The following is a 14,291-nucleotide window of genomic DNA, read 5'->3' as shown; positions in this document are numbered from 1 at the left end:
GCGTGTCCTACTGCTTTGCTTGTTCGATGAGTTCGATAAAATGATCAAATAGCGCACTGGCGTCCTGAGGACCAGGACTCGCTTCAGGATGCCCCTGAAAGCTGAATGCTGGTTTATCTTTACGATGGATGCCCTGTAATGATTGATCGAACAGCGAAATGTGGGTAACTTCCAGATTCTCCGGCAAATGGGTTTCATCTACCGCAAACCCGTGATTCTGACTGGTAATCATGACCGTGTTACGCTTGAGATCTTTAACCGGATGATTTGCACCATGATGGCCAAATTTCATCTTTATGGTAGTAGCGCCACTGGCCAGTGCCAGCAACTGGTGACCAAGACAGATACCAAATGTGGGGATACCAGCCTCAACGATAGATTTTATTGCTTCGATAGCGTAATCACAGGGCGCCGGATCACCCGGGCCGTTAGACAAAAACACGCCATCGGGGTTCATCGCCATCACTTCTTCTGCCGTTGTCTGGGCAGGCACCAGCGTGATTTTACAGCCGCGATCGACAAGCATGCGCAAAATGTTGTGCTTAACACCATAGTCATAAGCTACCACATGATACTCAGGCTCATCGGAAGGCGTTAAATAACCCTGGCCAAGGTGCCACGAGCCACTGTTCCATTCCTGAGGCGTTTTAATGCACACCTCTTTGGCCAGATCCATGCCTTTCAACCCTGGATAACCTTGAGCTTGTGCCAGCGCGTCCTGTTCATCCAGCTCATCTGTACACACAATACAGCCATTTTGGGCACCTTTGTCCCGCAACAAGCGGGTCAGTCTGCGCGTATCAATATCCGCAATGCCAACCACACCTTTTTCAGTCAGGTACTGGGACAGCGTTTGTGTTTGTCTGAAATTACTGGCAATGAGGGGAAGATCGCGGATAACTAAGCCTTTGGACCAGATTTTATCTGCTTCGACATCTTCAGGATTGGTACCGGTATTACCGATGTGGGGATAAGTCAGGGTGATGATTTGTTCAGCGTAAGAAGGGTCTGTAAGGATTTCCTGATAGCCCGTCATGGAAGTATTGAAAACAACTTCCCCAACGGCTGTGCCTTTAGCACCTATCGCCGTACCTTTAAAAACAGACCCATCCTCTAACACCAAAAGGGCAGAATTAGCCAAGTCAACCTCCAAATTAAGGATAACCGAGAGTTCCGATATCAATTCTCAGAACACACAAAAAACGGGCTGTTAAGTTAACCATCAACATCCCGTTTGCAGTCTTTGCAGCTAATAAACCTGCACTGAATAATAACAGCGCAAAATCTTGGCAAATTCCGATGAGTATACAGCAGTATTTATAAAAGGTCTACGCGGATTTGAGAAAACGTAGAAAAACACGCTTTTGAGACGATTTACTCATGAAACACTGTGAAACATACAGTTTTTGATAATTAATCAGTCAGACCAATAACATCCTGCATAGTGTATAAACCGGGCTGCTTATCCATTACAAAGCGCGCTGCCCGCACAGCGCCATTAGCAAAGGTCAGCCGACTGGACGCTTTATGGGTAATTTCAAGACGCTCGCCAATATCAGCAAATAAAGCGGTATGTTCACCAACAATGTCCCCGCCACGTACCGTGCTAAAACCAATTGTTTGCTGGTCGCGCTCCGGTTCATGCCCTTCCCGGCCATAAACAGCGCAATGTGACAAATCACGTCCGAGTTCATCGGCAATGGCTTCGCCGATGGCCATGGCAGTACCTGACGGCGCATCTTTTTTAAACCGATGATGCGCCTCGGTGATCTCAATATCAGCAGTATTGCCCAGCGCTTTGGCAGCCTGTCTTACCAGCGAGAGCATTAGATTAACGCCCACACTGTAATTAGCGGCAAATACGATGGGAATATGCCCGGCCGCGTCTTTTAACCGCGCTAATTGCGTATCGGACAGGCCTGTCGTGCCGATGACAACAGGCTTTTTATGCTCACAACACCATGCAAGGTTCTCTTCAAGCGCAGCCGGCAGCGTAAAATCAATCATTACATCTACCGCCGCCGCAGAAACTTGGCTAAGTGGTGTACAGTCTATCGATAATTTTCCCATACCAGCCAGTTCCCCGACATCAGCATCGACCCAGGGTGATTCCGATCGCACGGTAGCTGCAGTCAATACTGCCACATCATCATTTTGGACAGCTTCAATGATAACACGGCCCATGCGACCGTTTGCACCTAACACACCTATATTCATCTGCATTATTCCATATTTCTGTTACATAACATTTTGCCTGATGAAGCGATGGATGCAAGAACACGCCGGGATTTTAAGGTGCTAAATCTTAGCGACGCTTGCGTTAACTGGCTGATTTGCGCAAACTAAACGTGGATGCCATTTAATGGAGAAACTCATGAGACGCCGTCTTATCTGGGATATACCGACCCGCCTGTTTCACTGGTTACTGGTAGGTGCACTACTTGTGCAGTACGTTACGGCGACATGGATGGATAATGCGATGCAGTGGCACTTTTACACCGGTTACTTTGTACTCGGTCTGCTTACATTTCGTATCTTATGGGGGCTGGTCGGCCCTACTCATGCACGTTTTGCATCATTTGTTACCTCACCGGTTCAGGTTTTCCGTTACGGAAAAACGCTTTTTAGACAAAACAGCCATGCCTATGGCGGGCATAACCCACTGGGTGGTTATGTCGTTATCCTGATGCTGGCACTGCTTATCAGTCAGGCAGTCAGCGGGCTATTTATGACCGATGATATTTTTATGGAAGGTCCCTGGTATCCTTCCGCCGATGAGAGCCTGCGCGATCTTATGAATTATCTGCATCGTGCGGGTGTTGACTGGCTGCTGATAATTATCGGCCTACATATCAGCGCAGTCATTTTTTATAAAGTTTATAAAAAGCAGGCGTTGACCAGCGCAATGCTGCATGGCAAAAAGCAAACCGAAGCTAAAGCGATTTCCTCGTCAAAACTTTTACTGGCTGGTTTGCTAATGATTATCAGCGCGGCGCTGACCTGGTATGTAGTGGCTGAAGCACCTCCTGAAACAGAGTCTGAGGACGTCTTTTATTAATAGTAAGTACCAGGTTAGCGGTTACCCAACCTGGTCCTGACAAAAGTTACTGAATAATCCCCTTGTTACGCATACTTTGCTGAACATCGGCAATAGCATCAGGATCGTCAATGGTTGAAGGTACGTTAAGCGGTTCGGCTGAAACCATTTGCCGCAGCACTTTTCGCAAAATCTTGCCTGAGCGCGTTTTTGGCAAGCGTTGAACAACAATCGCCTGTTTAAAACTTGCAACAGGACCGATTTCTTTGCGAACCATTGCCACCAGCTCGTTTTCCAGTGTTGTCTCGTCGATCTTGACGTTATCTTTGAGCAACACCATGCCTAATGGCACCTGCCCTTTCATGCTATCTGCGATTCCGATAACGGTGCACTCCGCCACGGCCGGGTGAGCTGCAAGCACTTCTTCCATTTCACCGGTAGAAAGACGATGACCGGCGACATTAATGACGTCATCGGTCCTGCCCATTATATATACGTAGCCCTCTTTATCCTTATAGCCACCATCACCGGAACAGTAATATCCCTGAAACCGAGATAAGTAACCACTAACAAAACGTGCTTCGTCCTGCCAGATAGTTAACAGACACCCAGGGGGTAACGGCAGTTTAATCGCAATAGCGCCTTGCTGACCGTTGGCCACTTCACCACCATGTTCGTTGAGCACCTGAACATTGTAGCCAGGGACCGGTAATGTCGATGAACCCGGTTTTGTCTCAACCATTTCAATACCGGTAGGGTTGGCGCAAATAGGCCAGCCGGTTTCTGTCTGCCACCAGTGATCAATAACCGGTTTTCGGGTTTGCTCCCGGGTCCATTCATAAGTCGCCGGATCAAGTCGCTCACCCGCCATAAAAATTGCTTTTAACGAGGTTAAAGTGTGCTTTTTGAGCAATCCGCCCTCTGGATCTTCTTTTCGGATAGCCCGAAATGCTGTAGGCGCAGCGAAGATGACGTTAACATTATAATCATCGATAACCCGCCAGAATGCGCCTGCATCCGGTGTTTTTACCGGCTTGCCTTCGTACATGATGGTTGTGGCGCCAAAAATAAGCGGGCCGTAAACAATATAGGAGTGGCCTACTACCCAACCTACATCCGAGGCCGCCCAGAAAACATCCCCGGGACGCAGATTATAAATGGCACTTAACGAATAATTAAGCGCCACTGCATGGCCGCCATTATCGCGTACCACCCCTTTTGGTTTGCCAGTTGTACCCGATGTGTACAGAATATACAGGGGATGGGTGGCAGCGACCGGTGTACACGCCACAGGGTGTGACTGATTCATAAGATCCTCCCAGTCACTGTCTGCGGAACTGTTCATGGCGGCGATGGCTTGCTCTCTTTGATACACAATGCAGTGTTCTACAGCATGGCTGGCCAGTTCTATTGCCTCGTCAACCAAAGGTTTATATTCAATAACTTTATTAATTTCGATACCGCAGGAAGCAGTGACGATAACCTTTGGCTTGGCATCATCAATCCGCACTGCCAGTTCACGGGCAGCAAAGCCACCGAATACTACCGAATGAATAGCCCCGATCCGGGCACATGCAAGCATCGCAACAGCGGCCTGAGGGATCATTGGCATATAAATAACGACCCGGTCTCCCTTCTCCACGCCTTTATCTTGTAAAGCCCCGGCAAAGACACTTACTTCATTGAGCAGCTCACGATACGTGAAAGATTGCCTGGTCTGAGTAACCGGTGAATCGTAAATAAGCGCGGTTTGCTCACCGCGCCCCTGCTCTACATGAAAATCCAATGCCATATAGCAGGTATTCATCTTACCATCTGGAAACCAGCTGTAGTTCTGGTCAGTCTGTTTAAGGATAGTTTCAGGAAATTGATACCAGGGGAGCTTCTGAGCCTGTTCACGCCAAAACGATTCGGGTGACTTGATTGAGCGCTGATATAAGGTTGTGTAATCCATGGTCGGGTCCTGTAAGCAATCCGGGACTTGAGTTGCCCGGTGAAAACTTTCACTGCTCCTTACACTAGTACACTTTTTACAATTAACGCATAAGACTTCAGCCTTATATCCATTTATAAATTTTTGCTTTGGCCAGCGCTGTCCTTTTAACCATGGCATCAAAGATTAATGTAATCAGACCTTTTCTTTTCACGGTGACTGCCTCTACTCAGTACACGGGTAAGTGTCGGGCGCGTAAATTTGGCACTGAAAAAATGTCAGTGAGTTACAGACAAATAGATGAGTTGTGACGACAGCGAAATTTCGATACAAAATTGAAAGCGATAAAGTCGACGCGCGGTGTTTAGGTGGCAGCATTTTTGATAAGGGTGGGCAGGAGAATCTCAATCAAATCATCATTAATAAATGACTCTTTATCTGAGGCCACCACTGCAGTCGGCTGAGAAAGCCAGTTTTGCAGCGTGTTACGGTAATTCAATAATGTTCGATAACGTATATGCCACAAGTAATCCTCCACGTGGCAAAGAATTATGGCCAGATAGCAATTTCGCTTATTAATTTGCGCAGGAGCAAAAATTATTCCGAGCGTGACGGCTGGTGTCAGGTTGAGCGCACAACGCCGCTTGCATCACAAGCGGCTTAATTACGCTAGGGGCGGGTCGGTGTTTCTTCAATAAGCTTGACGATATCCGGATTGTCACTGGTTTTGGCCAGCTCAATCAGATAATCTTTTTGCAAATCATCAAGCATTTCATTAGTAAGCAATTGTTTAACACGGTTCTTCTCACCGTTAGCAATTGCTGACTGCAACCCTTCCATTCCCGCAATACTTTTTTCATTGGGAGAATGATTATCTTCAATATCCATGGTGTTCTCCTTAAACCTTTATCTGAAACAGACTAACTGCTCGTTGGCACACACTATTGTATTCGGCTGAACAGCTAAAAGAGTTTAAAAAAACCATATTTTCTTCTTGCCGGGCTGGGCTGTATTAATCTTTTTTATAATCATCATGACATGACTTACAGGTACTGCCGACATTGCCGATGGCCTGACGAAATTTGCTTTCATCACCGGATTGCGCCACGTTTTGTAAATTGGCAGCGGCTTGTTTTAAGTCGGTGATTTTACTTTGTACATCATCAAAATTTTGCCAGATGCTGGCTTTTGCATCGCTGTCCAGATCATAATTACTGGTATCAACCCGAAGATAATCAGACAACATACCTGCCAGTTGCTCCATTCGCATCGCATTTGTCTGCATCAGGTCAGTGTCATATTCCATCTTTCCCTTCGCCATTGCTCCAAGCGGGCCGATATTACTTTTTAGCAGCGTAAAAACAGACTGACGATATTCCGTGTAAGCGTTGGCATGCTTTTCAGACATTGCCGGCTCAACTTCCACCGACTGAGCCGGTATGGCAAATGACAAGCCGAGAATGGCTGCGCCAAGTAAGTGTGTAGATTTCATTAAGGATGCTCCCTCTTTTTCTTAATTACACTGTTGTTACGCTATCGTGCTCGATACAGGTTAACTTTTATTCAGAATACACGATAGATACGCTTTTTATTTTGCTTTACCCATAAAAAACCCTCCGCGTTGGGAGGGTTGTTTAGCAGGATAATTAATTTGTCAGGTCATCAAAAAACTTTTTGACACCATCAAAAAAGCCTTGCTCCTTTGGGCTGTGCTTACCTTTTGCACCACCCATAGACTCGTCCAGCTCCTTTAACAATTCTTTCTGCTTGGAGGATAAATTAACCGGCGTTTCAATCACCACCTTGCACATCAGGTCGCCGACCATACCATTACGTACCGATTTCACGCCTTTGCCCCGTAACCGGAACATTCTGCCGGTCTGTGTTTCCGGGCTGACCTTAAGCTTAACTTTGCCATCCAATGTGGGGACCTGTAACTCGCCGCCCAATGCAGCAGTCGTAAAGCTTAGGGGCACTTCGCAATAAAGATTATTGCCTTCTCGCGTGAATATTTCATGTTGGCGGATGTGCACCTGGACATACAAATCACCTGCCGGAGCGCCTGCTTCACCAGCTTCACCTTCACCGTTCAAGCGTATCCTGTCTCCGGTATCAACACCTGCAGGTATCTTCACAGACAGCGTTTTGGTCTGTTCTGTGCGGCCCTGGCCACGACAATTATTACACGGGTCGCTGATAATCTTGCCGCGCCCGGAACAGGTCGGACAGGTTTGCTGAACCGCGAAAAACCCCTGACGCATTTGCACCTGGCCATTTCCATGACAGGTTGGGCAGGTCGTAGGTGATGTACCCTTCTTGGCACCCGAACCGTCACAGACTTCACATTCAACCAGGGTAGGTACTCTTATCTCAACATCTTTACCGCGTACAGCTTCCTCTAGAGAAAGCTCAAGGTTGTAGCGTAAATCAGCGCCCTGGCGAGCTCTGGATTGGCGACCACCGCGGCCACCGCCGAAGATATCGCCGAAAACGTCACCAAAGATATCGCCAAAGTCGCCACCGCCACCGAAGCCGGCACCACCGCGATTCGGATCTACACCAGCATGACCATACTGATCATAAGCAGCCCGTTTTTGATCATCGGTGAGAATTTCGTAAGCTTCCTGGATCTCTTTAAATTTATCTTCCAGTGCTTTATCACCCTGAGTACGGTCCGGGTGATACTTCATCGCCAGCTTTTTGTACGCTTTTTTGATATCGCGTGCATCGGCGCTTCTATCAACACCTAGCACCTCGTAGTAGTCACGTTTCGACATATCGCTACTTTTCCTACTTCGTTACTTCAAGTGCCTGAGGTCATCACACACTTTATCAATCGGTTACCACAGCCTCATTCTGTTGCCATTACACAACAAAAGGCGCAACAAGAATACCCTGCTGCGCCTGTACTGTGACGTTACTCCGCCCGGTCAGGCGGAATGGGACGACAGCTTACTTTTTGTCGTCGTCTTTCACTTCTTCAAACTCAGCATCTACGACATCGTCGTCAGTTTTACCTTCCTGCTGTGTTTGTTCAGCGCCTGCCTCAGCACCAGGCTGTCCGCCTTGTGCCTGCGCGGCTTCCATTAGCTTGCCAGAAGCTTCAACCAGAGCCTGGGTTTTCGCTTCGATTTCTTCCTTATCTTCACCTTTCAGTGCAGTTTCAAGATCAGAAATTGCCTGCTCAATAGGCGCCTTGTCTTCTTCTGATAGCGCATCACCAACTTCTTCAAGCTGCTTACGGGTTGCGTGGACCATGCCATCTGCCTGATTACGCGCCTGAACCAACTCTTCAAACTTCTTGTCGGCTTCTTTATTAGCTTCGGCATCCGCTACCATTTTATCGACTTCTTCCTCGTTAAGACCGGAAGACGCTTTGATAGTGATTTTCTGCTCTTTGCCGGTATCTTTATCTTTTGCAGATACGTGTAGGATACCGTCAGCATCGATGTCGAATGTTACTTCGATTTGTGGTACACCGCGTGCTGCAGGTCGAATACCCTCTAGGTTGAACTGACCAAGTGACTTATTGCCACTGGATTGCTTACGCTCACCCTGTAATACGTGCACTGTTACAGCTGACTGATTATCTTCTGCTGTTGAGAATGTCTGCGACTTCTTAGTAGGAATAGTCGTGTTTTTCTCAATCAAAACAGTCATCACTCCGCCCATCGTCTCAATACCAAGAGACAACGGCGTAACATCCAGAAGCAATACATCTTTAACATCGCCAGAGAGTACACCGCCCTGGATGGCAGCACCTACAGCAACAGCTTCGTCTGGGTTCACATCTCTGCGCGGATCCTTACCGAAGAACTCAGAAACGTACTTCTGAACCAGTGGCATACGTGTCTGACCACCAACCAGAATGATGTCCTGTATATCGCTGACCGACAAGTCAGCATCAGCTAATGCTTGTTTCACCGGGCCCAGCGAGTTTTTAACCATGTCTTCTACCAATGATTCCAGCTTGGCGCGGGTGATCTTGATAGCCAGATGTTTCGGGCCTGATGCGTCGGCAGTAATATAAGGAAGATTAACCTCAGTCTGCTGTGCAGAAGATAGTTCGATCTTCGCTTTCTCGCCCGCTTCTTTTAAGCGCTGCATGGCCAGCGGATCTTTACGCAGATCGATACCCTGCTCACGCTTAAACTCATCAACCAGATAGGTAATGATGCGGTTATCGAAATCCTCACCACCTAAATGCGTATCACCGTTAGTAGCCAGAACTTCAAAGGTGTGCTCACCGTCGACATTGTCAATTTCGATAATTGAGATATCAAAAGTACCACCACCAAGGTCGTACACAGCTACTACATTGTCGCCTTTCTGCTTATCCATGCCATAAGCAAGGGCAGCGGCAGTAGGTTCGTTAATGATACGTTTTACTTCTAACCCTGCAATACGACCGGCATCTTTTGTTGCCTGACGCTGCGAGTCATTAAAATAAGCAGGTACTGTGATAACGGCAGCAGTTACTTCTTCACCCAGATAGTCTTCTGCGGTTTTCTTCATTTTTTTCAGTACTTCTGCAGATACCTGCGGAGGCGCCATTTTTTCGCCTTTAGCACCAACCCATGCATCGCCATTGTCAGCCTTGGTAATTTGATAAGGCATAATGTCGATGTCACGCTGTACTTCTTTATCTTCAAAGCGACGACCTATGAGTCGCTTGATAGCAAACAGCGTGTTTTCTGGATTAGTAACCGCCTGACGTTTAGCCGACTGACCGACTAACGTTTCACCATCACTGGTGTAAGCAATTATTGATGGCGTGGTGCGATCGCCTTCCGCGTTTTCAATAACGCGTGGTTTGTCGCCGTCTAAAACTGCGACACATGAATTCGTTGTACCTAAGTCGATACCAATGATTCTACCCATTACGTGTCTCCGAAAATATGTTCTTTAATTTCTGCACAATTAGTGGGGTTATTCCCGCCACTTTTCAATACTTAACCGCAAAACTTTTTGCGTATTTTTAGGCTTTGGTATCCACGCCACTGTCCGGCGCACGAGCTACCATCACCATGGCCGGTCTTAGCAGACGACCATTTAATTCATACCCTTTTTGCATAACCATCATTACCGTATTCGGCTCATGATCAGCACTTTCCTGCATGGACATAGCCTGATGCAATTCAGGATTAAATACTTCGCCCTGCGGATCGATAGGCTGTACTCCAAACTTTTCGATAGTGCTGATAAATGATTTCTGCGTCATTTCCACACCTTCAAGCAGCGGTTTTACTGCCTCATTGGCGCTGTCCCCGGCCTCAATGGCCCGTTCCAGGTTATCCACTACAGGTAGGAGCTCACCGGCAAACCGCTCCAGGGCAAATTTTCTGGCCTTTTCTACTTCGGCTTCAGCACGGCGGCGGGCATTTTCCATATCAGCACGGGCGCGCAATACCCCTTCCTGCTGTTCTTTGATCTTTGCTTCCGCTTCGCTTAGCGCATTTTCAAGCTCATAGATGCGCTGCTGGGCATCGCTATCATCAGAGGGGCCTTTGTCTTCGCTGACAACTTCACCTTCCTGAACCGGCACGTCCTGTACTTCTTCCTGTACATTGTCCACGGTTACCTCAGCGTCTGTTTCTTGCTGCGCCTGCTCGTCGCGCTTATCGCTCATGCCTACCTCCAGCTAAATATTCAGGGCAATTTTTGATTACCCCTTCAATAGGGTCGTTCAGTAATTTTTCCAGCCCTGAGTAAAAAAAAATTCAATATTTAATTTTTTCAAATTCAATGCTGACTGCGTGTGGCCATATGTAATGGGGCTGGTTTATTCAGCTTCAAGGGTAACCGTATAAGAATTGTGGGATAGAATACTGTCCTGCCGCTAAGAGTTGCGGTATGTTATTGGACAGCAACTCTTTTTACTCTTTATTTACATGCTAAGTATCTGGACAGTCGGTGCCATTGTGATTGGCTATCTGACGATTTTGTTCGTTGTCGCCTTTGTCGGTGATAAGTACCTGAAAGCCAACCAACAGCACCCGGTGCTCTATAGCCTTGGACTCGGCGTCCATTGCACGTCCTGGGCTTTTTTTGGCACAACCACTCAGGCGGTTCAATTTGGCTGGGCCGTGGTGCCTACCTACGCCGGTATTGTGTTGGTCATGATGTTCATGTTCCCAGTGCTGGTCCACATTAACCGGTTGTGCCAGCAACACAATATAAGTTCGCTGGCAGATTTTATTGCCCTGCGCTATGAACGTTCCCACCTTATTGCCGGGTTAATAACGGCGCTGTGTTTCATTGGGGTTATTCCCTATATCGCATTGCAATTGGATGCAATAACCAAGAGTATCAATCTGTTGGCCCCTGATGCCAGTCAGGGGCTTAATACCGTAGGCATTTATGTGGCCGCCCTGATGGCATTGTTCGCCATCCTTTTCGGCACCCGCAGCCTGAGTCTGAAAGAAAAGCATCCGGGCCTGTTACTCACCATCGCTCTAGAGTCGGTATTAAAACTAGTGGGCCTGTCAGTGGTAGGTATTTTTGCCTGCTATGTGTTGTTTGACGGCCCGTTCGATTTGTTTGCGCAAGCCGCCACCCATGCTGAAGCGCGGGAAATCATTTACTCAGACACTGCGCCCTGGGTTTACCTTGGTCATATGTTGCTGGGCGTTTGTTCGATGTTTGTTCTGCCTCGTCAATTTCACATGAACTTTGTGGAAAGTAATGGCGATGGAGAATTACGCACTGCCCGCTGGTTGTTTCCTCTGTACCTGCTCAGCATGACTGTATTTGTTCTGCCTCTGGCGCTGGCTGGAACAATGATTCTGGACACCCGGCTTATCAGCTCCGATGAATTTGTGCTGGCATTACCGCTCTCCCAATCTAATCTTTCGGTATCGCTGGCTGCATTTATCGGTGGTCTATCCGCCACCACCAGTATGATAATTGTTGCAACCCTGGCCCTTGGAGTGATGATCGCAAATAATCTGATTACCCCATTATGGCTTACTATTCGCCTTAAAAAGCGTTCGGTGAATACAATGCAGGCCAGTGGCATACTGACCATTCGCCGTATTACGGTATTAGTCGTTTTAACCGTTGCTTACTGGTATCACCTGAATGTAAGTCAGTCAGCGCCGCTGGTCAAAAGCGGTATTATCGCCATAGCATTGCTCGGACAAATGCTGCCGACGATGTTACTTGGACTGTTTTGGTCCCGGGCTACTGTAAAGGGCGCCTGTCTGGGGCTGCTTACTGGATTTTGCGGCTGGCTTAGCTGGGTACTCTACCCAAGCCTGCTTTCGAGCTATTATTTTGATCCAGCGCCAAGTGACAGCGAGCTTGCCGGTGGCTTTATCTTAAGCCTGCTGGTGAATCTTATCGCTTTTATTCTGGTCAGTTTGATGACCCGCGCACGGGCTTCATCAAAGGTAGCCGAACCCACCAAGACGCCCGCACTAATGATAAGAGTGGCGAATCTGATGGAACTTACCCAACGCGTTCTGGAGCCTGATGAACAGGCTCAGCTTAGCGGGCAGTTGAATACTACCAGCAAATCGGGCAACGGCTATGCTAGCGCCGGACTACTGCAGAAAGTAGAGCGGCTGCTGGCTTCTCAGGTGGGTACGCCGGGGGCGCGGGTATTGCTTAGTGCACTGGCAGAATCCCGCCATCATGAATTACCGGAGCTGGTTGACTGGGTAGAAGAAGCATCAATGTCTTTTCAGTTTAATCATGAAGTGCTGCAATCTTCGGTGCAGCATATTCAGCAAGGCATCAGCGTGCTTGATCATCACCTTTGTCTTCTCGCCTGGAACACCAGGTACGAAGCCTTGTTCAATTATCCCACGGGCGTGCTGGAAACCGGCATGCATATCGAAAACTTACTACAATACAATGCGCGACGGGGGTTGTTAGGCGACACCGACAACGTCGATAACGAAATCGCCAAGCGCATTGCATTTATGCGCGAGGGCACGTGTTATAAATATATTCGCAAGCAGCCCGATGGCAAAGTAATAGAGCTCAATGGCAGTCCACTTCCCGGGGGAGGATATGTCACAACTTACAGCGATATTACTGAATATATTCAGATACAGGAAGCGTTGGAAGAGTCCAAAGAGGTACTTGAGGAACGCGTCAGGCAGCGCACCGAAGAGTTGCAACTTGCCCGCCTCGAAGCAGAACGCGCCAATGAAAGTAAAACACGCTTTCTGGCCGCTGCCGGACATGATTTGATGCAGCCTTTTAATGCAGCCACGCTGTTTGCCTCGCTGCTGTTACAAAAGACAGCGGCAAGTGAACTGGAAGAGTTGTCCCAGGGGGTTGTCAGCTCCTTAAACAGTGCCGAAAGTTTACTCTCGATGCTACTGGATATGACAAAACTGGAATCTGGCAAGCTCGTCCCGCAATTTAGTGAGTTTTGCGTCGACGATGTACTTGCACCTTTGGTTAAAGAGTTTTCCGTTATCAGCAGCCAGCAGAATCTGCGTTTGCGCTATGTAAAAACGTCGCTTGTGGTGCGCTCCGATAAACAATTATTGCGTCGGATTGCACAAAACCTGCTGTCCAATGCAGTACGTTATACCGATCATGGTGGCGTGATAATAGGGATGAGGCGACTGGGCCCGGGGCAAGTTGCTTTATGTGTTTACGATACAGGGCCGGGTATTCCTGTCGACCAACAGCAAAATATATTCGCTGAATTTTTGCAGCTTTCCCCTCATCATAAAAATCAGGGGCTGGGCCTGGGATTAACAATAGTAGAGCGAATGAGTGAGCTGTTGCACCATCCTCTGGATTTGCAATCGTCGATAAATAAAGGCACTGTTTTTCGCGTTCTTCTACCCCGCTGCAAAGATAAAACCCCATACTCAGAGGTAGTGGAAAACTCCCCTCTTCAACCCTCTGCAATGTTGGCTAAAACATCAGTCTTGCTGGTGGAAAATGACCCGCAGATTGTAAAGGCTATGACATTATTACTGTCGCAATGGGGCGCAACAATAACATCGGCTGCAACCGTTGATCAGGCATTGTTAATATGCCCTCGTGCACCGGATATTCTTATCGTAGATTATCATCTGGATTTTGGTCAGACAGGTATTGCAGCCGCGACCACATTGCGGGAGTACTGGCAGTTAAATGTGCCAGGTATTCTCATCACTGCAAACCGTAGCGAAGGGATCCGTGAGCAGGCTCAACAAAATGATCTGTTTTATCTGTCTAAACCGGTCAAGCCCGCCGCCTTAAAGCATCTTATAATGCGGGAACTGGGTTATTTTAGAGGTCCGGTTTAATGCCATCGCAAAGATGAAAGATTTCAACGGTTAGTTTGCCCATATCGTACACATGCGATAAAAC

11 protein-coding genes are annotated in these 14,291 nt (G+C 47.8%); 2 read left to right on the top strand and 9 right to left on the bottom strand.

Going from position 1 to position 14,291, the window contains the following annotated elements:
* Positions 1 to 7 precede the first annotated feature (7 nt).
* Both carA and dapB read right to left on the bottom strand, forming a co-directional pair.
* On the bottom strand, positions 8 to 1,141 hold the full coding sequence (gene carA / locus F458_RS0113220) for a glutamine-hydrolyzing carbamoyl-phosphate synthase small subunit (RefSeq protein WP_018983907.1): 1,134 nt from the start codon (positions 1,139 to 1,141) through the stop codon (positions 8 to 10).
* Between the two features lie 272 nt (positions 1,142 to 1,413).
* Positions 1,414 to 2,217: a 4-hydroxy-tetrahydrodipicolinate reductase gene (dapB, locus tag F458_RS0113215; protein WP_026294683.1), complete on the bottom strand. Its 804-nt coding sequence runs from the start codon at positions 2,215 to 2,217 to the stop codon at positions 1,414 to 1,416.
* A gap of 157 nt (positions 2,218 to 2,374) precedes the next feature.
* On the opposite strand from dapB, the gene F458_RS0113210 reads away from it, so the two are divergent.
* Positions 2,375 to 3,058, top strand: coding sequence for a cytochrome b/b6 domain-containing protein (locus F458_RS0113210; RefSeq protein WP_018983905.1), 684 nt, complete (start codon positions 2,375 to 2,377; stop codon positions 3,056 to 3,058).
* Positions 3,059 to 3,104: 46 nt separating this feature from the next.
* Here the strand turns inward: F458_RS0113210 and F458_RS0113205 are convergent, their stop codons facing one another.
* From F458_RS0113205 to grpE, 7 genes are all read right to left on the bottom strand, one after another.
* Positions 3,105 to 5,150: a propionyl-CoA synthetase gene (locus tag F458_RS0113205; protein ID WP_083928632.1), complete on the bottom strand. Its 2,046-nt coding sequence runs from the start codon at positions 5,148 to 5,150 to the stop codon at positions 3,105 to 3,107.
* A gap of 184 nt (positions 5,151 to 5,334) precedes the next feature.
* The gene (locus F458_RS20700) at positions 5,335 to 5,496 is read right to left on the bottom strand and encodes a hypothetical protein (RefSeq protein ID WP_156824248.1); all 162 of its coding nucleotides are present in this window, start codon (positions 5,494 to 5,496) and stop codon (positions 5,335 to 5,337) included.
* A 143-nt stretch (positions 5,497 to 5,639) separates the two neighbouring features.
* On the bottom strand, positions 5,640 to 5,858 hold the full coding sequence (locus F458_RS0113190; RefSeq protein WP_018983901.1) for a hypothetical protein: 219 nt from the start codon (positions 5,856 to 5,858) through the stop codon (positions 5,640 to 5,642).
* Positions 5,859 to 5,982: 124 nt separating this feature from the next.
* Positions 5,983 to 6,462: a c-type cytochrome gene (locus F458_RS0113185; protein ID WP_018983900.1), complete on the bottom strand. Its 480-nt coding sequence runs from the start codon at positions 6,460 to 6,462 to the stop codon at positions 5,983 to 5,985.
* A 154-nt stretch (positions 6,463 to 6,616) separates the two neighbouring features.
* Complete coding sequence (dnaJ, locus tag F458_RS19575) at positions 6,617 to 7,747, bottom strand: molecular chaperone DnaJ (RefSeq protein WP_018983899.1); 1,131 nt, start codon at positions 7,745 to 7,747, stop codon at positions 6,617 to 6,619.
* Positions 7,748 to 7,922: 175 nt separating this feature from the next.
* Positions 7,923 to 9,851, bottom strand: coding sequence for a molecular chaperone DnaK (dnaK, locus tag F458_RS0113170; RefSeq protein WP_018983898.1), 1,929 nt, complete (start codon positions 9,849 to 9,851; stop codon positions 7,923 to 7,925).
* Positions 9,852 to 9,948: 97 nt separating this feature from the next.
* The gene (gene grpE / locus F458_RS0113165; protein WP_018983897.1) at positions 9,949 to 10,599 is read right to left on the bottom strand and encodes a nucleotide exchange factor GrpE; all 651 of its coding nucleotides are present in this window, start codon (positions 10,597 to 10,599) and stop codon (positions 9,949 to 9,951) included.
* A gap of 262 nt (positions 10,600 to 10,861) precedes the next feature.
* Here grpE and F458_RS0113160 point away from each other — a divergent pair, with 262 nt between their 5' ends.
* Positions 10,862 to 14,227: a PAS domain-containing hybrid sensor histidine kinase/response regulator gene (locus F458_RS0113160; RefSeq protein WP_018983896.1), complete on the top strand. Its 3,366-nt coding sequence runs from the start codon at positions 10,862 to 10,864 to the stop codon at positions 14,225 to 14,227.
* Positions 14,228 to 14,291 lie beyond the last annotated feature (64 nt).

This window comes from Salinimonas chungwhensis DSM 16280 (assembly GCF_000378185.1).
GTDB classification, from domain to species: domain Bacteria; phylum Pseudomonadota; class Gammaproteobacteria; order Enterobacterales; family Alteromonadaceae; genus Alteromonas; species Alteromonas chungwhensis.
This window is presented reverse-complemented; position numbering and strand designations above follow the sequence as displayed.